This is a genomic window from Rheinheimera lutimaris (assembly GCF_013283795.1).
Classification (GTDB): Bacteria; Pseudomonadota; Gammaproteobacteria; order Enterobacterales; family Alteromonadaceae; genus Alishewanella; species Alishewanella lutimaris.
In genome coordinates this window covers 98,091-119,267 of the sequence record NZ_JABSOD010000001.1, presented here as the reverse complement: position 1 = coordinate 119,267, position 21,177 = coordinate 98,091, and the positions used below count along the sequence as shown (strand labels likewise).

The window sequence follows — 21,177 nt, the reverse complement described above, 5'->3', positions numbered from 1 at the left end:
CCACCCTTTGCACCAAATTGGTGCGATGAGTTGACAGTGTAATTCAGTTCAGGCTGAATTGCATAGCATACGCACTAATTTGGTGATATTACCGAGGCTCTATGTAAATAGAAGGTCGTTACAGGACTTGTTGCAATAAGCTTGCCGTTTTGATCAAAAAGTTCCATCTGCAGTTTATGTTCGCCGCGTTCTACATCGCGCAGAATAAATACGGCGTTATTTTGCGGCTCTACTTTAGCCTGGCCGTCAATTAATAAGCGTACGCGAAGGCCACGCTGAAACATCGGACTGATCTTACCGGACACATATACTGAGCCGGTATTGTCGCGCACTGTACCCTGATCCTCAGGCTGTACAATCTCTACCGTAAAAGGCTCAGGTGCCGGGGCTTTGCGCGCCGGTAGGGTAGGGTCTGTTGCCTCCATGATATTGGCACGAGTGGATAAATTCAGTTCTTCAGCGCCGGGTTGCGGGCTGTCAGAGAATATCAATACACCGTTGGCATCACGGGTAACAAAGACCTTTTTGCTTTCCTGCGCCGTTATTGGCATTGCAGCAAACAATAATATGAAAATAAACAATACTTTATTCATTGATTTACTAAGTTCCATTTTATTTTTATTATTGTTGTTCCGTTGCGCTACTTTAGCTTGCTTTGTGCTATTTTTCTACAAAAAAAAAGCTCACCGGAGTGAGCTTTTTAATCATATGAGATTTTAAACGCTGTAGTACAGTTCAAATTCCAACGGGTGAACTGCAACGGCTACTTTACGGGCTTCTGCGCGTTTAATATCGATGTAGGCATCGATCATCGCATCAGACATTACGCCGCCTTTGGTAAAGACTGCGCGGTGCTTATCCAGCTCGTTCAGCGCTTCTTCCAGTGAGGTTGAAACCTGTGGAATATTGGCGGCTTCTTCTGCCGGTAAGTCGTATAAGTCTTTATCCATCGCATCGCCCGGGTGGATCTTATTCTGGATACCGTCCAGGCCTGCCATCAGTTGGGCAACAAAAGCCAAGTACGGGTTAGCTGCCGGATCCGGGAAGCGACACTCAATACGGCGTGCTTTAGCACTGGGTACCAGTGGAATACGAATTGAGGCAGAACGGTTACGGGCAGAATAAGCCAGCATTACCGGTGCTTCAAAGTGTGGTACTAAACGCTTGTACGAGTTAGTCGACGGGTTGGTAAAGGCGTTGATGGCCTTAGCATGTTTAATAATACCGCCGATGTAGTACAACGCTGTTTCAGACAGGCCGGCATATTTATCACCGGCAAACAGGTTTACACCGTCTTTTGCCAGCGATTGGTGACAATGCATGCCTGAACCGTTATCGCCTACTAATGGTTTTGGCATAAAGGTAACAGTTTTGCCATACAGGTGCGCTACGTTATGAATAACGTATTTAAGTTGCTGCACTTCATCAGCTTTTTTGGTCAGGCTGTTGAACTTAGTAGCAATTTCGTTCTGGCCGGCTGTGGCAACTTCATGGTGGTGCGCTTCAACGGTTTGACCCATTTCTTCCAGTACCATACACATGGCGCTACGGATATCATGGCCCGAATCTACCGGTGGTAACGGGAAGTAACCGCCTTTCACACCAGGACGGTGGCCTTTGTTGCCGTCTTCATAACTGGTGCCTGAGTTCCATGCGGCTTCAGTAGAGTTAATCTTGAAGAAGGAGCCTGACATCGTGGTTTCAAAGCGGATGTCGTCGAACATAAAGAATTCCGGCTCAGGGCCAAACAGCACAGTGTCGGCAATACCGGTAGACTTCAAGTACTCTTCAGCGCGCTTGGCGATAGAGCGTGGGTCACGGTCATAACCCTGCATGGTGCTGGGTTCGATAACGTCACAGGTAATGTTTAACGTGGTTTCTTCAAAAAACGGGTCTAATACCGCTGTAGAAGCGTCCGGCATCAGGATCATGTCTGAGTCGTTAATACCTTTCCAACCGGTAATAGAAGAGCCGTCAAACATCTTACCGTCTTCAAAGAAATCTGCAGTAATTTGGTTAACAGGAATAGTCACATGCTGCTCTTTACCTTTGGTGTCAGTAAAACGTAAATCTACAAACTTCACTTCATTTTCTCTAATTAAACTCAGTACAGATGATGCAGACATGCATTCCTCCAATTAATCTGTTTTGAACTGATTTAGCGGTGTTGCTCCATTAAATGCCAGATATATGCCAAACATTTAACGCCTTGAATTTGTTTGAGTATTTTTTAGCATGCGCACTTATCAATTGGCGCCATGCACCAATATGGTGCCATGTTGCTTTGTTGTGGTGCGCTTGTGCAAGGGCTAAGTGTAGCTGCGGATTGCCCTGTTGATAAAAAAAATTGCCGAAACCGCAGTTGCTGTTTTTCTTTCCTGGTAAAAACAGAGTAGAATATGCGCCCTTTAGTTTCAGTTAGTTTTGCCTGGTGGTCATTACGGTCATCTAGTGCCACAGAGGATATATTTACATGAGCGTTACCGCGACCTACTTAGAAAAGCTGCGCAATGTTGCCATTATTGCGCACGTTGACCATGGTAAAACCACATTGGTTGACAAACTGCTGCAGCAGTCTGGCACCTTCGACGCCCGCGCCAAATTACAGGAGCGCGTTATGGACTCGAATGCGCAGGAATCTGAGCGCGGTATAACTATTTTGGCGAAAAACACTTCAGTGCGCTGGAATGGTTACCATATCAATATTCTTGATACACCGGGCCACGCTGACTTCGGTGGTGAAGTAGAGCGCGTACTATCAATGGCAGACTCAGTACTGTTGTTGGTTGATGCCGTTGACGGCCCAATGCCGCAAACGCGCTTCGTAACGCAAAAAGCTTTCTCACACGGTTTAAAGCCTATTGTTGTTGTGAATAAAATTGACCGCCCGGGCGCACGTCCGGATTGGGTTATTGACCAGGTATTTGACCTGTTTGACAACTTAGGCGCCACTGACGAGCAATTGGACTTCCCGATTGTATATGCCTCAGCATTAAACGGCTGGGCAACATTAGATTACAACGAGCCAAAAACAGATATCACTGATTTGTTCGAAGCCATTGTGAAGCACGTAGCACCGCCGGCGGTAGAGCTGGACGGTGAAACACAACTGCAGGTGTCACAACTGGATTACTCCAGCTACCTTGGCATTATCGGTATCGGCCGTATCAAACGCGGTAGCTTAAAATCGAACCAGCAGGTAACGATTGTCGGTGCTGACGGCAGCAAACGTAATGGTAAAGTTGGCCAGGTATTTGGTTACTTAGGTTTAGAACGTGTTGAAACGCCGGAAGCTAACGCCGGTGACATCGTGGCCTTTACCGGTCTTGGTGAACTGAAAATATCTGACACTATCTGTGCCACTACTAAGGTAGAAGCCTTGCCGGCACTGCAGGTTGATGAACCTACTGTTACCATGACGTTCCAGGTAAACACCTCACCGTTCGCCGGTAAAGAAGGTAAGTTTGTTACCTCACGCCAGATCTTAGAGCGTTTAACTAACGAGCTGAAGCACAACGTAGCACTGCGGGTTGAAGAAACCGAAGACGGTGATAAATTCAAAGTATCCGGCCGTGGTGAATTGCACCTGGGCGTATTAATTGAAAATATGCGCCGTGAAGGTTTCGAATTAGCAGTATCACGCCCTGAAGTAATCATGAAAGTGGTTGATGGCGCGAAGATGGAACCAATGGAAAACGTCACCATTGACTGTGAAGAGCAGAACCAGGGTTCTATTATGGAGCGTATGGGTGAGCGTAAAGCTGAAATGACCAATATGCAACCGGATGGTAAAGGTCGGATCCGGATGGATTTCTTAATGCCAAGCCGCGGCTTAATTGGTTTCCGTACCGAATTTATGACTATTACCTCAGGTACCGGTTTGATGTATCACAGCTTTGATCACTATGGTGCGCACAAAGGCGGTACTATCGGTCAGCGCACCAATGGTGTAATGATCTCTAACGCCATGGGTAAAGCTGCCGGCTATGCTATTTTCTCCTTACAGGAACGTGGCCGTATGTTTATCAGCCACGCCGAAGAAGTGTACGAAGGCCAGGTTATCGGTATTCATAGCCGCAGCAACGACTTAACAGTTAACTGTTTGAAAGGTAAGCAGTTAACTAACGTTCGTGCGTCCGGTACTGACGAGGCTATCAACCTGGTGCCGCCAATCCGTTATACGCTGGAACAGGCACTGGAATTTATTGATGACGATGAATTGGTAGAAGTAACACCTAAGTCTATCCGGATCCGTAAGCGTCACCTGACAGAAAACGATCGTAAGCGCGCCAGCCGCGGTTAATTCCGCTTCGCGAGCTAAGCAAAGCCGGCGTTAATGCCGGCTTTTTGTTGCCTGATATTTAGTGATCAACAACTTACAGTTATCTGTGATGCTGGTTGAACGTTGGCTTTTCTTGTATCCTCGGGCTGTTACCCGGATAAATGGAGGCGGTATGAAAATTGACTGGCAGGGCTATGCTCAGACCGGCCTGCGCTTTATTAAACTTTATGCTCAGCGCTGTCAGCAGGATCAGATCACGGTAGTGGGCGGCTACCTGGCGTATATTTCTTTATTGTCGCTGGTGCCGTTAATCACGGTAATGTTTTCTATGTTACAGGCCTTTCCGATGTTTGCTGATTTTCGCGGCAATATTGAAGCTTTTGTGTTTGCCAATGTTGTGCCATCGCGCGGCGAGGAAATTCAGACCTATATCAATCAGTTTATCGGCAATACCGGCGGCATGACGGCGGTGGGTATTATGGTACTGGCCGGCGTTGCACTGTTGCTGATCCACAATATTGATAAAACGCTGAATAAAATCTGGCGGGTAACCAAAAGGCCAAGACCGGTTATTTCATTTTCTATTTACTGGATGATTCTGACTTTAGGACCTATTTTGTTTGGCTCGTCGATTGCCGTAACATCTTATCTGATCAGATTAAGCCGTTTTGCTGAAGATTATACGCCCGGCTTATCTACCTTGTTGCTCAGCACCGTGCCGTATCTGATGTCTTTACTGGCATTTTTTCTGCTTTATCTGGTGGTACCGAATATCAAAGTCCGCAGCCGGCATGCGTTTTTCGGTGCCTTGTTGGCGATGATATTATTTGAATTATCTAAACGTGGTTTTGCAGCGTACGTGACGCATTTCCCGGCATACGATACGATTTACGGTGCGCTGGCGCTGGTACCTATTATGTTTGTCTGGGTGTATTTGTGCTGGTTGGTGGTATTGCTGGGGGCCGAACTTACCGCCTTATTGCAGCAAATTGCGGCCGATACTGAAAAAGCCGACAGTGATGACCCGGACCAAAACAGCCCGGACGATGAAAACGGGGCTATTGCGGGATGAAGGCACTTATTCAACGTGTAAGCCAGGCTGCAGTAACGGTTGAGGGTGATATTATTGCGCAGATTGACCGCGGCTTATTAGTATTGCTGGGGGTGGAAACCGCTGATACAACTGCGGCGGCGCAGAAGCTGGCGCATAAGGTTTGCCACTACCGCGTGTTTTCAGATGCCGACGGCAAGATGAACTTAAATGTACAACAGGCAGGTGGCAGCTTGCTGGTGGTATCGCAGTTTACCCTGGCTGCAGATACCAACTCGGGTTTAAGGCCCAGCTTTACACCTGCAGCAGCGCCGGACAAGGCCTACCTGTATTACGAAGCTTTTGTGGCCTATTGTCGCTCACTGGGTATATCCGCGGCGACCGGCAAGTTTGCGGCTGACATGCAGGTTAGTTTGATTAATGACGGCCCCGTAACCTTTTTACTGCACAGCTGATTTTTCGGAACTGCAGAGCTGATTTTTCGGAGTAGTATAATGCGGCATTGGCAATTACGTTCACCTCAGACACCGACCGAGTGGCAACGGTATTATCAGCTGCGCTGGCAAGTGCTGCGAGCCCCGTGGCAGCAGCCACCGGGCTCAGAGCGCGATGAGCTGGAAGCACAGGCTTATCATCTGATGTTGATAACAGCGGAAGGCGAGGTGGCGGCAGTGGGTCGTCTGCACCGGCTTGAGCATGACGGTGCACAGGTTCGTTATATGGCGGTTGCGCCTGAGTATCAGGGAAAAGGTGCCGGCAGCAAAATATTAGCCGCACTGGAAATGCAGGCCGTGCAATGGGGCTGTGGTTATCTTCGTTTAAATGCCCGTGATACAGCACTGCCGTTTTATCAGCGCCACGGCTATCAGCAAGCGGGTATTGCGGCGCCATTGTATGGTATTGCTCATGTCGTCATGCAAAAACCGCTGCGGCTTGGCGGCACAGCAGAGCAACAGCAACAATGGTGTACACAGTTGGCAGAGACCTGGCAGCAAACTATACCGCTGAGCCAATATATGCAACTTGGTATCGACAGCTTTGATGGCAACGAACTGCGTTGTGGTGCACCTTTAGCGCCAAACATTAACCTGCACCAGACCATGTTTGCCGGCAGTATCTATGCGCTGGCGACGCTAACCGGCTGGGGAATGCTGTATTTGCAATTGCAGGCGCTGGGTTTACAGGGTGACCAGGTGCTGGCAGACGCCAGCATTAAATATCTGCGCCCGGTTGCAGCAGAGCCGCAGGCGCGCTGTGCTTTACAGGATTGCAGCGGTAGCTTGCAAGGGCTGAGTGAAGGACGAAAAGCAGTACAACTGATTAAGGTTCAGGTATTTTCTGCTGGTGAGCCGGTGGTGGAGTTCAATGGCCGCTACGCAGTACTGCCGAAAAAAAGAGCAACGGCATGAAAATGATTATTGTTGGTTGTGGCTGGTTAGGGCAGCAATTGGCAGCTGCGCTGTGCCGCAAAGGGTATCAGGTAACGGCTACCCGGCGCTCTGTCGCCGCCCTGGCAGATTTACCGGCAAGCGTTGCGGCAATAGCGCTGGATCTTAATGCGCCGCCGGTCAATGATGAGGCGTTAAACGCAATATTTAATAATGCGCTTGTGATTTGTGCTATCGCGCCCGGCCGTCAGCAACCGGGTAATAACTATGTAGAATCATTACAGCAATTAACGGCATTGATGCAAGGCGCCGGTAGCCGTGGCGTGATACATTTTAGCTCAAGCGGCATTTATCAGGGGCTGGATGGCGATACCGATGAAACGGCTGAACTACTGCTACAGCAGCCACGGGTACAGTTATCGGCCGCAGGTGAGCAAGCATTGCAACAGTTTACCCCCTGCATCACTTTGCGTTTGGCCGGCTTAATGGGGCCGGGTCGTCACCCCGGACGTTTTGTTGCCGGTAAAACCCTGCCGGAGCCACTGGCACCGGTCAATATGGTGCACTCTGCGGATATCATAGCGGCAGTGCAGTCGTTACTGGCGCTGCCGGCGTTAAGCTCTGCCGTGTATAACTTAAGCTGTCCGGCCCCGGTAAGCCGGCAGACATTCTATCAACAGGCCGCAGCTATGCTTGGTAGCAAGGTTGATTTTGATTTGCACACCAATATGCAACGGCGTGTTGACCCACAGCGGTTTATCAGACAATTGGGTTTTCACTATCGTTATCACTCCGCTTGTGACGCTTTAACAGACTGCGATTAATGACAAAATTCGCGGCCCATAGTTTTATAATGCATTTATCAGCTTCCTGTTAAGAAAAATTCCGGCACTGCGCTGATACTCAACACTCAACAAAAGGGCGTTGAGGTTGTTATGAAAAATAAATGGTTGCTTGTCTCTTCTGTCAGTACTGCGCTGGGTATTGTTGCCGGCACGGTATACCTGTTCTTCGCTGAGCATTCATTACTGCAAAGCAATAACAACTGGGTGCTGTCGGCGTTTTGGTCGGCGTTTATGTTGTGGAGCTTTGTGCTGATGTTTGTTGTTGCGCTGCTGTTTAATGTATTGGCTTTTTTTGAACTGGATGAACAACATAAGCTGTTTGGTCTGGCTCTGCCATTGCGGGCCTTTCTGTCGTCTGCGGATAAAAAACAACAGTTTTTACAAGATGCAGAACGTTTTTTGCTGCGTCTGGGAAAAATGTATCATTCGTCGAAAGTCAGTCCTGAGTACCGCTGTTTGCAGGCCGAGCAGGAAAAGCTGGTGTACCTGCAACAAGATGACCAGGCCGTCGATATCACTCAGATCAGAGCCCTGTTTCAGCAAATGTTAGCGGCAGATTTCAGCAGTGGCATTATTGTCAGTTATGCCGGGTTCAGCAGCCAGGCTTGGATTTTTGCCCGTGAAGCAAATATTGAATTGTTAGATGCAAGAAGTTTAAAGAAACAGCAAAAATTACAGCGTGAACAACAATTTGCATTGGTTTAATGCTGATATCATCTTTTCATCGGGTTTTTTGTTGCTACTTTGGCAATATGAATAGCGAAAGGAATCAATAAAAACACTGGGATGAGAAAATACTTCCTGCCTGGCTGGACTATGTCCAGCCTTTTTCTTGCGTTGGATTTAGTGACAAGTGACAAAAGCTGGCTCAGGATATTTTAAAGGCGCTGGCTGCTTGTGTCAGCCCGGCTGCCAAAGCAGATACACCATCACTGTGTTGTAAGGTGCGCTGTGCTTTTTCGCTGCTAACCTGAGCCACTTCAATCATCTGCTGCATATTGCCATTAATGTTTTCACCGAGCATTAACTGAGTTTCTGTCGCGGCACTCACCTTGCTGCTGATGTCCTGTGTTTGGGCTAAGGCTTGATTGATCAAACTTAATGACGCAACCAGATCCAGTGTTTGTGCCACACAGCTGTCGGCATCAGTTTTGCCGTTGCTGATTGCCGCGACAGCCTGCTTACTTTGCAGCTGCAGCGTTTCGATCATTTGGCGTATTTCATCAGTAGCCTGTTGTGTTCGCCCTGCCAGTGACCGCACTTCATCTGCCACTACAGCAAAACCGCGACCTTGCTCTCCGGCCCTGGCTGCTTCAATCGCTGCATTTAATGCCAGTAAGTTTGTTTGCTCGGCAATCCCGCGAATGGTAGCCAGAATACCGCCAATATTATTGGCTTCGTCATTTACCTTGCTCATCACTGCACTGGTTTCGGTTAGCTGTCCGGCTAAGCGGGTGATTAGCTGTTTGTTATTTTCGGCAATTTTGTCAATCTGTGAGCCTTGCTGCAAAGCGTGTTGCATAGCGGTGGTGCTTTGTGCTGATTGTGAGGCAATGTCGCGTGTGCTGTCGGCTAATTGCCGCGTAACGTCGTTGACGCTCTCTATTTGCTGTTGCTGGTGTTGCAGCGAGTCATTGATCTCGCCAACTTCGTAGGCAGATTGCCTTGCATTGCCGCTTAGTTCACTGGCGTTGTGTTGAATATTTACAATCAGTGCACTTAATGCATTGGTCAGACTGTTAACTTTGCCCGCCAAAGCACCGAACTCATCCTGATGGGTAATAGTCAATTTGCGGGTTAAATCTCCTTTAGCAATATCGCCCAGCACCCGGTTAATACCTGCCAGCGGGCGCAACATGGCATTAATCGTTAAGTACGCTGCGGCTACCGCCAATAATACCAGCACCAGCATCAAGCTAAGGGTACGGGTATTGCCGGAGCTTACTGCGTCAAAGACCTTTTGCTGTAAGGCGTTAAATTGGCTGTCGGCGGCTGCCAGCAATTGATCCAATGCTGCAATAACCTGCTCCACACTGCGTTCGGACAGGTTCAGCTGTTCACGGGCTTGCTGCTGGCTGGCCACCTGCTGAAGTTTCAGACTGGCCAGGTTGTCAGCAGCTTGTAATCGCGTGGTAAGTTGGGCTAATTGTGTCGTGACATCCTGCCATAACCCACCGGTGTTTTGCTTAGCTACCAGACTAGCCATGTAATCGATATTGACCTGCATATCGCTTAAAGCAAAACCGATATTTTCCTGCCCGTTTTGTGCAGCGCTTTGTTCTGCATAGGTTGTTACTTCTTTTAATGTATTTAACAGTCCGAGTAACTGACCGTCAATACGGTTAGCCGTGCCGGCGATCAGCTCCATTTGTTGCTCGCCGCCGGGTAATTCAAGATAGGAAATGTCCAGCAGATTGGCACCGATATTGTCGACAAGCTGCTCTAATGTGGAAAATTCAGTCTGTACCGTGTGTTGTAAGGCGTTGCTTTGCAGCCTGGCGTTAAACATGATGCTGACCGCTGCGGTATACTGTTGATAACGATTGTCTATCTCAGATAGTGCTTGGCTGAAAGAAGGGTTGCTGGCAGTAAGGCTGGCTAAAGTAGACAATTGCTGGCGTAAAGCCTGGCTGCCGCTATTAAATTGCTGCTGATAATGGCTGATGTCGTCGTCTGTTTCGGCGGTATAGCCAAGAGCTGACATTTTAGCCAGCTTGAGCAGCTGAATTTGTGCGGCATTACTTTGCTGCTGCACCGGCACGGCTGTTTGGTTTACCTGATGACCGGATTGGCTGATAGCTGAAAAACTGAGTAAAGCCGAACCACTGGACAGTAATAGTAAGACGGCAATAAAGCCAAAGCCAATAACGACTTTGTGCGCAACTTTTAATGTGATCACTAGCTAAACTCCGCACCGGCGCTAAGCATTAACCATAGACAGCAGCTGCTTGATAAACAAGCTGAAGTTAACAAAGAATGCCCGGCTGGTCCAGTCAGTAAAGAGGTACATGACCAAAAAGAGGGCGGCAGCACCATAGTGGTGCTGCCGGATAACTCAGAAGCTACACAGCAGATTAGCCGGCAACAAACTATTTAGCTGGCGTTGACGTAATAAAGCAGCACTTTGCTCGATGTCCGGCGCAAAGTAACGGTCTGCGCCATAGAAGCTGACGTCGTTGCGTAGCCATTGTTTTGCTTGCTCCAGCGCGTGGGTCGATTTTAGCGGAGCACGAAAATCTAAACCTTGTGCCGCGGCCAGATACTCAACGGCCAGCACACCGGTGGTGTTTTCTGCCATATCGGCTAAACGCCGTGCCGCAAAGGTAGCCATCGACACATGGTCTTCCTGGTTGGCGGAGGTAGGCAAGCTATCAACTGAGGCCGGGTGCGCCAGGCTTTTGTTTTCTGATGCCAACGCCGCAGCGGTTACCTGGGCTATCATAAAGCCGCTGTTTACGCCGCCATTGGGCACTAAAAACGCCGGTAATTTACTCAGGGTGGCGTCAATCAGCAGTGCCATACGTCGCTCTGACAAGGAGCCGATTTCGGCAATCGCCAGTGCCAGATTATCGGCCGCCATCGCCACCGGCTCAGCATGAAAGTTCCCTCCGGATAAAATATCGCCATCATCAGCAAAGACCAGCGGATTGTCGGTAACGCCGTTAGCTTCGGTGCCCAATACTTCTGCCGCCTGGCGAATTTGCGTTAAGCAGGCCCCCATGACTTGCGGCTGACAGCGCAGGCTGTAAGGATCTTGTACTTTTTCGCAGTTATGGTGTGCTTCGCCGATGTCTGATGTTGTGCCCAGCAGATGACGATAAATAACTGCTGCATCAATCTGACCGCGCTGACCACGGGCCTGATGAATACGGTCATCAAACGGCGCACGGCTACCCATTGCGGCTTCGACGCTCATGGCACCGATAACACAGCCGGCAGCAAATAAGTCTTCTGCTTTAAACAGGCCTTCTAACGCCAGCGCGGTAGAGGCCTGGGTGCCGTTAAGTAGTGCTAAGCCTTCTTTTGCTGCCAGCGTTACCGGCTCCAGCCCGGCAAAGCCCAGGCCTTCACGGGCATCGTAAATCTGGCCCCGGTAGCTTACTTCGCCTTCACCAATCAGCGGCAACACCATATGCGACAGCGGCGCTAAATCGCCCGAGGCGCCAACAGAGCCTTTTTTCGGAATGCAGGGGTAAACTTCAGCGTTTACCAGTTTAATCAGCGCTTCAATCACAGACAGGCGAATACCGGAAAAACCGCGTGCCAGCGAGTTAATTTTCAGCACCAGCATCAGCCGAACTGTGCTGTCATCCATAATTTCGCCAAAACCGGCGGCATGAGACAGCACAATAGAGCGCTGCAGCAGCTCCAGCTCTTCGTTTTTAATCCGTGTATTGGCCAATAAGCCAAAGCCGGTGTTAATGCCGTACACCACACGATTTTGTTTAATAATATCGGCAACACAGGTAGCCGATTTTTCTATTACCGCTATGGCAGAGCTGTCCAGGGTTAGCTGCACCGGACCTTGTTGTACCTGGCGTAATTGTGCCAGCGTTAACTTACCCGGTACTAAATTCAGTTGAAAACTCATGTTATTACTCCGTTACCATTGGTAAGTCTAAACCTTGTTCGGTGGCACAGTTGACGGCGATATCGTAACCGGCGTCGGCATGGCGCATTACGCCGGTACCCGGATCGTTCCACAGCACGCGGCCTAAGCGCGCCGCAGCTTGCTCTGTGCCATCGGCCACTATTACCACGCCGCTGTGCTGGCTGTAGCCCATGCCAACGCCACCGCCATGATGCAGTGATACCCAGGTAGCACCGCCGGCAGTATTAAGCAGGGCATTGAGCAATGGCCAGTCTGATACTGCATCTGAGCCATCCAGCATGGCTTCAGTTTCGCGGTTCGGGCTGGCAACTGAGCCTGAATCCAGGTGGTCACGGCCAATCACGACCGGTGCGCTCAGTTCGCCGTTTTTGACCATTTCATTAAATGCCAGTGCGATGCGGGCGCGATCTTTTAAGCCGATCCAGCAAATACGCGCCGGCAAGCCCTGAAACTGAATGCGCTCGCGCGCCATATCGAGCCAGTTATGCAGGTGTGGGTTGTCCGGAATAAGCTCTTTTACTTTGGCATCGGTTTTATAAATATCTTCGGCGTCGCCTGACAAGGCCACCCAACGAAACGGTCCTATACCTTCGCAGAATAGCGGCCGGATATAGGCCGGCACAAAGCCCGGAAAATCAAAGGCGTTGGTTACGCCTTCGTCTTTAGCCATCTGGCGGATATTGTTGCCGTAATCGGTGGCGACGGCACCACGTTGTTGCATGGTGAGGATGGCCTGTACCTGCACCGCCATCGATTGCTTGGCGGCCTTTACCACACCAGCTTCGTCAGTTTTTCGCAGCTTTGCAGCTTGTTCCATGCTCCAGCCTTGTGGCAGGTAACCGTTGAGCGGGTCATGGGCAGAGGTTTGGTCGGTGACCACATCCGGTGTAATACCGCGGGCGACCAGTTCAGCAAACACATCGGCCGCATTGGCCAGCAAGCCGATGGAGGTGGGTTTGCCTGCAGCTTTAGCCGCTTCGAGCATCGCCAGCGCTTCATCCAGTGAGCGGGCTTTTTTATCCAGGTAACGGGTTTTCAGCCGGAAATCGATGCGGCTTTCATCTACTTCACAGGCCAGCATATGAAAGCCTGCCATGGTGGCGGCCAGTGGCTGAGCGCCGCCCATACCGCCCAAACCGCCGGTTAATACCCACTTGCCGCTTGCCAGACCGTCAAAGTGTTGTTTGGCAATGGCGACAAAGGTTTCATAGGTGCCTTGTACTATGCCCTGGGTGCCGATGTAGATCCATGAGCCGGCTGTCATCTGGCCGTACATCATCAGGCCTTTGCGGTCCAGCTCATTAAAATGCTGCCAGTTGGCCCAGGCCGGTACCAGGTTGGAGTTGGCAATCAGTACCCGCGGGGCATCAGCGTGAGTCGGGAATACGCCCACCGGTTTACCGCTTTGTACCAGCAGGGTTTGGTTATCTTCCAGCCGGTTTAACACCTCGACAATTTTGTCGTAGCATTGCCAGTTGCGCGCGGCGCGGCCAATACCGCCATATACCACTAAAGCTTGCGGGTGCTCGGCTACTTCAGGGTCAAGGTTGTTCATTAACATGCGCTTGGCCGCTTCAGTCTGCCAGCTTTTAGCGGTAATGTTGCTGCCGCGGTCGGCGCGGATCACCCGGCTGTTATCAATACGTGAGTCTGTCATCAGATGCTCTCTCTGCTATTCGGTAAGGAAAAGTTCAGATGGCCGCCTAAACGGTAGCGGCTACCCGGTGAGGTTAAATACGCCAGGCTGACCGCGCCTTCACGGCTAAAGGTGCGGCGGGTCAGGCGCAGGCAGGGTTCGGCTTTTTTCAGCATTAAATGCTTACAGGTAAAATCATCCGGCCAGATGGCCTCTACTGTATGTTCGGCTTCAGTAAGCGGCGCAATAAAGCTCAGATACTGATGCGGTGTTTGCTGATTAAAATCTTGCTTAACATAATCCGGTACCAGTTTCGGGCTAACGTAACGGGCTTCCAGTTGCAGCGGTTGGTTGTTCTCTAAATGCACTATCAGAGAAAAATACACCGGTTGGTTGCGCTGCAGACCCAGTGCGCCGGCAATAACGCCGGGGCAGGGCAGTTCAGTTAATTGCAACAAACGCGCACTGTATATATGGCCGCGGCTATTGATCTCATCGGCAATATTACGGATTTCCAGCAACGACGATTGCGACTTCAGCGCGGCGACAAAACTGCCAACGCCCTGTGTGCGGTACAAAATGCCTTGTTCGGTAAGCTCCTGCAGCGCGCGGCGCGCTGTCATACGGCTAACACTGAACTGTTCGGCCAGCTCGTTTTCTGACGCTACCCGGCTATGCTCGGGCCAGGCGCCAATCTCTATCTGGCTGAGCATGTACTCTTTAATTTCGGCAAATTTGGCCACAGCCATAACATTTCTCCTGTTGCCGGACAAAAAATACCGCGGCTAAATAAAAAATACTGCAGTTTGGTTGTATATACAAGTTGTTGGTGTAAAATTATTTCAACGTGCACACAGGAGAGCCACCATGCAGCAGTTTGATGCCATCTGGATTAATGCCAATATCGCCACCATGACCGACAATGGCCATGCCTATGGCACCATAGAAAACGGCGTTTTGGCGATAAAAGACGGTGTTATTGCTTACGTGGGGCAGCGTAGCGGGTTGCCGGCATTTGATGCGCTGGCCACGCCGCTGTATGACGCTGCCGGGCAGTGGTTGCTGCCGGGTTTTATCGATTGCCATACTCACCTGGTGTACGCTGGCAATCGTGCTAACGAGTTTGAAATGCGCTTAAACGGTGCCAGCTATCAGGATATTGCCGCTACCGGTGGTGGCATTAAAGCCACTGTGGCGGCCACCCGTGCGGCCAGCCACGAAGAGTTATTTGTGCTGGCAAAGGACCGGCTTAATACCTTGTTAGCGCAGGGCGTGACCACAGTGGAAATTAAATCCGGTTACGGCCTGGATTTAGCCACTGAGCAAAAGATGCTGGAAGTAGCCGCCGAGCTGGACCGGCATCATCCGGTAACCATTCAAAAGACCTTTTTAGGTGCTCATGCCTTGCCGGTTGACTATGCTGACGACGCCGATGGCTATATCGACGCGGTTTGCCAGATGCTGGGGCAGTTGCAACAGCTCGGGTTAGTGGATGCGGTGGATGTATTTTGCGAAGGCATCGGCTTTAGCATCGCGCAAACGCGTAAGGTATTTGCCGCTGCATCTGCGCTGGGTTTGCCGGTAAAAGCCCATGCCGAGCAATTATCCAACCTTGGCGGCAGCGCTTTGGTTGCTGAGTTTGGCGGCTTATCTGCCGATCATATCGAGTTTCTTGATGAGGCCGGCGTGGCCGCGATGGCAAAGGCCGGCACCGTTGCCGTGTTGTTACCCGGCGCATTTTACTTTTTGCGTGAAACGCAATTGCCGCCCATTGGCCTGTTGCGGCAATACCAGGTGCCGATGGCGGTAGCAACCGATCTTAACCCCGGCACCTCGCCGCTGTGTTCCTTGCCGCTGATGTTAAATATGGCCTGTACGCTGTTTCGCTTAACGCCGGAAGAAGCCTTGCTGGGCGTAACCCGGCACGCTGCGCAGGCATTGGGGCTTAACGATCGCGGCAGCTTAGCGGCCGGGTTGCGGGCAGACTTTGCGCTTTATGCTATCAGCCAACCGGCGGAGTTGTGTTATCAGTTTGGTGTTAGTCAGCTTAAACAGCTGATTATCAATGGTAAAGAGGTTAGCAGCCGTCGTTAAGGTGCTTTACATCAGGGCATTTTAGATTAAGCTGTTAACATATATTCTGCAGGAGTGCTGCTGTGTCTGTTATTAGTTTGCTCAGTGGTTTGCTGGTGCTGGCCTTTATTTACCTGGTTAAATTGAAGTTTGATTTATACAAACTGGGTAAATCCAAACGCGGACAAAAAAACACCCAGCCGGGTTTTTACTCGCTGCATGATGATGTCAGCGGCTTTCCGAATAAGTTCTTTTTGCAGCAGCAGTCAGAGCAATTATTGCTGCGCGCACCTGAGCAGAGCTATTCGCTATTGCTGATTAAAATCAGCCGCTTTGCACAAATTAACCAGTTGCTGGGGCACAGCAACAGCAACCTGGTGTTAGCGCAAATAGCGCAGCGTATTAATGATCAGTTGGAAACCACTGAACAGGCACTAACCTTTGAGTTTCGCCAACAACATCCGATACGGCTGTGCCATTTAGGCGGGGTAGATTTTGCTGTCTGGCTCGACAGCAGCGACAAACCGCATTTGGCGGAGTACCTGGCCGATAATTTGGAGAAAAATGTACCTGAAGCCATGATAGTGCACGGCTGCACAGTAGATTACCGGCCGCAGTGCGGTATTGCTCATTACCCGGAGCACGGCAGCCAGTTAAATGAGCTGCTGGAGCGTGCGTACCTGGCACTACAACATCACAGCGGCTTGCAGGGGAAAAGCCAGGTATTTACTGCTGACATGCTGCATTACACCAGTGACAGGCTGGCGTTAATGGCGGCATTGCGCCAGGCCATTACTGATGGCCAACTGGTGTTGTACGTGCAGCCGCAAATTGATATGCAAAGCCGGCAGGTATTAGCCGGTGAAGTATTTGTGCGTTGGCGTCATCCCACCAAAGGCCTGCTTGCACCGGCAGAGTTTTTGCAGCTGGCAGAAGAAATGGGCGTTATTTACCCGCTAACTCAGTGGGTGTTGAACGAAGCCGTCAGTATGATGGCCACGTTGAAGCAGGCTAAACTTGACTGCAAAATTGCGGTGAATATTTCCAGTAAGGATTTACTGCATGACGAGTTAATTGACAGTCTGGAGCAACTGTTTGACAAATATCAGGTAAAGCCACAACAAATGATGCTGGAGTTGCAGGAAAGCGCTTTACTGGCCAATCCGCCAAAAGCAATGAGCATGTTGCAACGTTTACACCGGCTCGGGGTGGAGTTGGCGCTGGATGATTTTGGTACCGGGTTTTCGTCTTTGGCATATTTGCGGCAATTACCTGTGCAGCATGTCAAAGTAGACTGCTCGTTTATCAATGAATTGCATAAATCCGATATGCACTCTGCTATTACCGGTGCCATTATCGACATGGCGCGTAATCTTAGCCTAGGCGTTATTGCCGAAGGTGTTGAAGAGGTTGAGGTAGAGCAAAAGCTGCTGCGTATGGGCTGCAGCCGTGGTCAGGGCTTCTTGTATTCACGGCCATTTGAGCTTGGTGGTTTTGCGGTGTGGTTGAAGCAGTGGCAACAAAACGAAACTAAATCGCCGTAGCCTGATGTTTTTTGCCTTGTATAAAGGCGTACACCAGTGCTGCCAATACCTGGCCTGCTTCATTGTTACCGGCGGCCATGCCGGCCGGATGCTGCGCCGGTGCTGCCTCCGCCAAATGCAGATAACGGCTGCGCGGTAATTTGGCTAACTGATAAACAAACTGCTCTGCACTTTGCACGCTGATACCGCAATTGGTAAAGGCACTGACCGGCATCAGGCTGATACTGTCGGTGTCTACTTCAATACCAATGTCACCCTGGCCCTGCACCACAAAGTCGATACATTGCTCTAAGGCTTGTTGGTAACTCAGCTCCCCGCGCACAAAAATACGCTGATAACTGCAATAATCGGCGCCGGCTTGCTGAAGCTGCGCCAAGGTTGCGGCTGAATTTTTCAGCTCATGTAAACCTAATACAAAATAGTGTTGCAGGTAACCTGCGTGATGCGCATAGCTAAAGCCATTGCCGCTGTGGCGACCTTCCAGCGGGCGAAAGTCTGAATGCGGGTCCAGATTAGCGCTGTTGGCGCGTTGTCCGCTTGCGGTTGCCAGCGCTTTAAGTAGCGGGTAACTGTTATTGTGGCCGCCGCCTATTATCAGCGGTAATAAACCGGCGCTAAAAATGGCTTGTGCTACTGCAGCCAGCCGCCCATCAAGTTCGGCAACCAGCTCTTTGAGTAAATGAATATCCGCGTTTTGTGCGTGTTGCTGTAAATCGTCGCAGGCGATAGCGCCCAGCAGCAGAATATCCGCTGCGGCGATAAAGTCATTACTTTGCAGATTAAGGAATTTGGATAAAAAGGCCTGCCAGCCGCCATCTGCGCCGGGTTGGCCCAGGTTGGCTCTGGGGCCGATATCTTCCGGCACACCCAGTAACACAAACCGGCAACCGGCAGCTTTGGCGTGCACTAATTGCTCAGTTAAATTAAGTTGCAGTTTGGGCAGCTGTATTGCTGCGCCAACGCGTGTCTCACCGCTACGCGTGGCGCAATAACGCTCAAGTTGCTGTTGGCTAATAAGATTAAGCATAAAACTATGCGCTTTATTCGATATCCAATGCATCCGGCGACATAATAATACCGGTGCTGTCGGCGTATAAATGATCGCCCGGCAAAAACGTAACGCCGGCAAAATTTACCGGTACTTCGGTTTCGCCAAAGCCTTTATCGTCGGCGCCCACCGGAATGGCATTAACCGCGTGAATACCGATATCAAAGTCTTCCAACAAATCCAGATCCCGTACGCTGCCATAGCAAACAATGCCTTCCCAGCCGTTAGCAGCCGCAACAGAGGCCAGCTCTGCATCTATAATGGCGCGACGGGCAGAACCACCGGCGTCAATCAGCAATACTTTGCCAACACCAGGGTCCGCCAACATTTGCCGCACTAAGCCATTGTCTTCAAAGCATTTCACGGTATGAATTTGGCCGCCGAAAGAACGCCGGCCACCGTAGCTGGCAAACAGCGGCTCAACCACATCGACTAAATCGGCGTATAAATCACATAACTCAGATGTGTTGTATTCCATGGTGTGCTCCGGCATGCAAGGGTATTAGCCTGTCAGTATAGCGCTGACTGAGTTAAGCTCAAACACTTATTATTATTGGCTTTTCCGATGATTGTGCCGGCTACTGTATTGTCGGCATATCAGATTATTTGTTAAGGTGTAGTCAGGTATCTTAACCGGTAATAACAGTGGCCCCTGAAATCTTTGCCAGGCTTGCAATTTATCTGACCCAGTTGGGTGTGGCACTGCTGCTGAGCTATTTGTTGTGGAACTTCAGTCGTATTTATCAACAAAGCTATATCCGGTCCTGGTTTCTGGCATTACTTGCTTTTGCTGTTTATCAGCTCAGTGCGGTAATCCAGGGACTGTTGCCGGACGTTACCGGTTTGATGAATGCACTGTTGTATTTTTCAGTGGTCGGCAGTAGCTATATGTTCGCCGTTTTTTTGTTGCGCGGTATGTTGCAAACCCGCGATAACAGCAAGCATCTGTTATTGCAGTTATCCGGCGTACAGTTATTGTGGATGTTAGTCGCGCTGGCACTGATTACGGTACTGCCCTTTGCCCTGACAGATGCCTTTGGCGATTGGCAGCAGTATTTTCGTGTGTCGGTACGTTTGCTGCTAATGGGGATAGTGTTGTTGGCAGCGGCGGTAGGGCTATTGCCGCGTATCGAACGCTCATTAGGGCAAAAATTGGCCGTTGTCAGTCTGACGTTGTGGGGCCTGTTGTATATCATTTCTGCGCTTTGGCAACTGCTGACAGAGCAGCAACTGACTGATTTAAATTGGATATTGGTCTACAAGTGCGCAGAGCTGTTTTTGCTGTGTTGTTTGGGGTTGGCACTGCTTATTTGGTTACAGGAGCATGAGCGTAATACCAATGTACAGCTAACCGAAAAGACCCGCTATCTGAACCATTATGACCAGCTAACCGGAGCATTAAACCGCGATGCGCTGCTGCTGAGGCTGGAAGATACGTTGAAACAACATTCCGGACCGGTTTACGTGTTGATGTTGGGGCTGGACAAGTTCAAAACCATTAATGAATCTGTAGGGTTAAAACAAGGCGATTTAATGCTGCGCCAGCTTAACCAGCGTTTTGATAACAGCATTTTAAAGCCGGCGCTGATTGCCCGAACCGGTGGAGATATTTTTGCCCTGGTGCTGACCGATATCAGCAATGACACCCAATTGCAGTTTGCCCTGCGGCATTTGCAGCAATTGGTCGAAAAGCCCTTTGTTGTGGAAAGCGGACAGCTCAAACTCACCGGAACTATTGGCTTTGCCTGCTCGCCACAGGACGGGCAAACGGCAGACAGCCTGTTGCAAAAAGCCAACATTGCTTTTCACCAGGCTAAACGTATTCAGCATAAATGTTTAGCGTATCAAACCGGTATGGAAGATGAGTCGGCACGTTTAATCAGTTGGGAAAGCGAATTGCTGGCTGGCATGCAAAATGATGAATTTGTTTTGTATTTTCAGCCACAACTAAATGTGCGTGATAACCGCTTAGATGCGTTTGAAGTGCTGGTACGGTGGCAACACCCTAAGCGTGGTTTTCTGATGCCGGGGCAATTTTTACCCTTTGTCGAGCAATTAGGTTTAAGCCGGCAGCTGGATTTTTGGATCCTGCATAAAGCGGTGGCAACGCTCAGCCAGTGGAAGCAGCACCAGTTGCATATTCCGTTTGCGGTAAATATGTCGTCACTACATTTTCAACAAGATGGCTTAAAGCAAAAAATCCGCCAGTTACTGCAACAGTATCAGGTATCGCCGGAGCTACTGGAGTTAGAAATCACCGAAAACACTGCCATGCATGATATGGAGAAAGGCTCAAACCATGTAATGGAGTTACAGCAGATGGGGATTCGGGTGTCTATTGATGATTTTGGTACCGGTTATTCATCGTTGGCATATTTACGCCGTATGCCAATCGACAAGATAAAAATTGATCGCAGTTTTGTGATGGATATGGCCGGCAATGACTCCGACATGATGATCGTAAAAACCATGATTAAGCTGGCGCATGGCTTGGGTAAACGTATTTTAGCCGAGGGTGTGGAAACCGCAGTGCAGCTGCAGTTGCTGAAAAATATGTCCTGCGATGCAGTGCAGGGGTATTACATTGCCAGACCGCTATCTGAGGCAGACGCGCTGGCGTTTTGTTCCCGTCAATTGTCATTGTAGCGTCATAAAGCAAGGTTAGGCTGTGCTTAGTCAGAGCAGATGACGAGGCACG

17 protein-coding genes are annotated in these 21,177 nt (G+C 50.0%); 9 read left to right on the top strand and 8 right to left on the bottom strand.

The genetic code is table 11. The annotated features are described in order from the left end of the window. Positions 1–74: 74 nt before the first annotated feature. Together HRH59_RS00525 and glnA are read right to left on the bottom strand one after the other, a co-directional pair. Positions 75–593 carry a DUF4124 domain-containing protein gene (locus HRH59_RS00525; protein WP_173499317.1) on the bottom strand — a complete coding sequence of 173 codons (519 nt, stop codon included), beginning with the start codon at positions 591–593 and terminating at the stop codon, positions 75–77. Positions 594–716: 123 nt separating this feature from the next. Continuing rightward, the gene (gene glnA, locus HRH59_RS00520; RefSeq protein ID WP_173499316.1) at positions 717–2,126 is read right to left on the bottom strand and encodes a glutamate--ammonia ligase; all 1,410 of its coding nucleotides are present in this window, start codon (positions 2,124–2,126) and stop codon (positions 717–719) included. 347 nt (positions 2,127–2,473) lie between these two features. On the opposite strand from glnA, the gene typA reads away from it, so the two are divergent. From typA to HRH59_RS00490, 6 genes are all read left to right on the top strand, one after another. Then, positions 2,474–4,303, top strand: a complete 1,830-nt coding sequence (typA, locus tag HRH59_RS00515) for a translational GTPase TypA (protein WP_173499315.1) — start codon at positions 2,474–2,476, stop codon at positions 4,301–4,303. Between the two features lie 151 nt (positions 4,304–4,454). After that, complete coding sequence (locus tag HRH59_RS00510; protein WP_173499314.1) at positions 4,455–5,354, top strand: virulence factor BrkB family protein; 900 nt, start codon at positions 4,455–4,457, stop codon at positions 5,352–5,354. Next, positions 5,351–5,788 carry a D-aminoacyl-tRNA deacylase gene (gene dtd, locus HRH59_RS00505; protein ID WP_173499313.1) on the top strand — a complete coding sequence of 146 codons (438 nt, stop codon included), beginning with the start codon at positions 5,351–5,353 and terminating at the stop codon, positions 5,786–5,788. The genes HRH59_RS00510 and dtd overlap by 4 nt, the downstream gene beginning before the upstream one ends. Before the next feature lie 39 nt (positions 5,789–5,827). Next, complete coding sequence (locus HRH59_RS00500; protein ID WP_173499312.1) at positions 5,828–6,742, top strand: bifunctional GNAT family N-acetyltransferase/hotdog fold thioesterase; 915 nt, start codon at positions 5,828–5,830, stop codon at positions 6,740–6,742. Further along, complete coding sequence (locus HRH59_RS00495) at positions 6,739–7,545, top strand: NAD(P)H-binding protein (RefSeq protein ID WP_173499311.1); 807 nt, start codon at positions 6,739–6,741, stop codon at positions 7,543–7,545. The genes HRH59_RS00500 and HRH59_RS00495 overlap by 4 nt, the downstream gene beginning before the upstream one ends. 111 nt (positions 7,546–7,656) lie before the next feature. After that, on the top strand, positions 7,657–8,271 hold the full coding sequence (locus HRH59_RS00490; protein ID WP_173499310.1) for a restriction endonuclease: 615 nt from the start codon (positions 7,657–7,659) through the stop codon (positions 8,269–8,271). A 163-nt stretch (positions 8,272–8,434) separates the two neighbouring features. On the opposite strand, the gene HRH59_RS19515 is transcribed toward HRH59_RS00490, so the two are convergent. From HRH59_RS19515 to hutC, 4 genes are all read right to left on the bottom strand, one after another. Then, positions 8,435–10,465 carry a methyl-accepting chemotaxis protein gene (locus tag HRH59_RS19515; RefSeq protein ID WP_331460136.1) on the bottom strand — a complete coding sequence of 677 codons (2,031 nt, stop codon included), beginning with the start codon at positions 10,463–10,465 and terminating at the stop codon, positions 8,435–8,437. A 156-nt stretch (positions 10,466–10,621) separates the two neighbouring features. After that, on the bottom strand, positions 10,622–12,157 hold the full coding sequence (gene hutH / locus HRH59_RS00480) for a histidine ammonia-lyase (protein ID WP_173499309.1): 1,536 nt from the start codon (positions 12,155–12,157) through the stop codon (positions 10,622–10,624). A gap of 4 nt (positions 12,158–12,161) precedes the next feature. After that, positions 12,162–13,835 (bottom strand): urocanate hydratase, encoded by a 1,674-nt coding sequence (gene hutU, locus HRH59_RS00475; RefSeq protein ID WP_173499308.1) that lies wholly within the window; start codon positions 13,833–13,835, stop codon positions 12,162–12,164. Continuing rightward, positions 13,835–14,563 (bottom strand): histidine utilization repressor, encoded by a 729-nt coding sequence (gene hutC, locus HRH59_RS00470; protein WP_173499307.1) that lies wholly within the window; start codon positions 14,561–14,563, stop codon positions 13,835–13,837. The genes hutU and hutC overlap by 1 nt, the downstream gene beginning before the upstream one ends. 118 nt (positions 14,564–14,681) lie before the next feature. Between hutC and hutI the strand changes: the two genes are divergently transcribed. Further along, entirely contained in the window at positions 14,682–15,908 is a 1,227-nt protein-coding gene (gene hutI, locus HRH59_RS00465) for an imidazolonepropionase (protein WP_173499306.1), read from the top strand. Between the two features lie 62 nt (positions 15,909–15,970). Next, complete coding sequence (locus tag HRH59_RS00460) at positions 15,971–17,431, top strand: putative bifunctional diguanylate cyclase/phosphodiesterase (RefSeq protein WP_331460135.1); 1,461 nt, start codon at positions 15,971–15,973, stop codon at positions 17,429–17,431. Here HRH59_RS00460 and HRH59_RS00455 read toward each other — a convergent pair. Further along, entirely contained in the window at positions 17,418–18,458 is a 1,041-nt protein-coding gene (locus tag HRH59_RS00455) for a formimidoylglutamase (protein ID WP_173499305.1), read from the bottom strand. The genes HRH59_RS00460 and HRH59_RS00455 overlap by 14 nt on opposite strands. A 13-nt stretch (positions 18,459–18,471) precedes the next feature. Then, on the bottom strand, positions 18,472–18,957 hold the full coding sequence (gene rraA, locus HRH59_RS00450) for a ribonuclease E activity regulator RraA (protein WP_173499304.1): 486 nt from the start codon (positions 18,955–18,957) through the stop codon (positions 18,472–18,474). Positions 18,958–19,124: 167 nt separating this feature from the next. Here rraA and HRH59_RS00445 point away from each other — a divergent pair, with 167 nt between their 5' ends. Then, the gene (locus tag HRH59_RS00445; RefSeq protein ID WP_173499303.1) at positions 19,125–21,125 is read left to right on the top strand and encodes a putative bifunctional diguanylate cyclase/phosphodiesterase; all 2,001 of its coding nucleotides are present in this window, start codon (positions 19,125–19,127) and stop codon (positions 21,123–21,125) included. Positions 21,126–21,177 lie beyond the last annotated feature (52 nt).

Bases quoted from the DNA above. Each gene is read 5' to 3' on its own strand.
- hutC (WP_173499307.1), bottom strand. From the start codon at position 14,563: ATGGCTGTGGCCAAATTTGCCGAAATTAAAGAGTACATGCTCAGCCAG.
- hutI (WP_173499306.1), top strand. From the start codon at position 14,682: ATGCAGCAGTTTGATGCCATCTGGATTAATGCCAATATCGCCACCATG.
- rraA (WP_173499304.1), bottom strand. From the start codon at position 18,957: ATGGAATACAACACATCTGAGTTATGTGATTTATACGCCGATTTAGTC.
- glnA (WP_173499316.1), bottom strand. From the start codon at position 2,126: ATGTCTGCATCATCTGTACTGAGTTTAATTAGAGAAAATGAAGTGAAG.
- typA (WP_173499315.1), top strand. From the start codon at position 2,474: ATGAGCGTTACCGCGACCTACTTAGAAAAGCTGCGCAATGTTGCCATT.
- HRH59_RS00455 (WP_173499305.1), bottom strand. From the start codon at position 18,458: ATGCTTAATCTTATTAGCCAACAGCAACTTGAGCGTTATTGCGCCACG.
- HRH59_RS00495 (WP_173499311.1), top strand. From the start codon at position 6,739: ATGAAAATGATTATTGTTGGTTGTGGCTGGTTAGGGCAGCAATTGGCA.
- HRH59_RS00510 (WP_173499314.1), top strand. From the start codon at position 4,455: ATGAAAATTGACTGGCAGGGCTATGCTCAGACCGGCCTGCGCTTTATT.
- hutH (WP_173499309.1), bottom strand. From the start codon at position 12,157: ATGAGTTTTCAACTGAATTTAGTACCGGGTAAGTTAACGCTGGCACAA.
- dtd (WP_173499313.1), top strand. From the start codon at position 5,351: ATGAAGGCACTTATTCAACGTGTAAGCCAGGCTGCAGTAACGGTTGAG.
- hutU (WP_173499308.1), bottom strand. From the start codon at position 13,835: ATGACAGACTCACGTATTGATAACAGCCGGGTGATCCGCGCCGACCGC.
- HRH59_RS00500 (WP_173499312.1), top strand. From the start codon at position 5,828: ATGCGGCATTGGCAATTACGTTCACCTCAGACACCGACCGAGTGGCAA.
- HRH59_RS00490 (WP_173499310.1), top strand. From the start codon at position 7,657: ATGAAAAATAAATGGTTGCTTGTCTCTTCTGTCAGTACTGCGCTGGGT.
- HRH59_RS00525 (WP_173499317.1), bottom strand. From the start codon at position 593: ATGAATAAAGTATTGTTTATTTTCATATTATTGTTTGCTGCAATGCCA.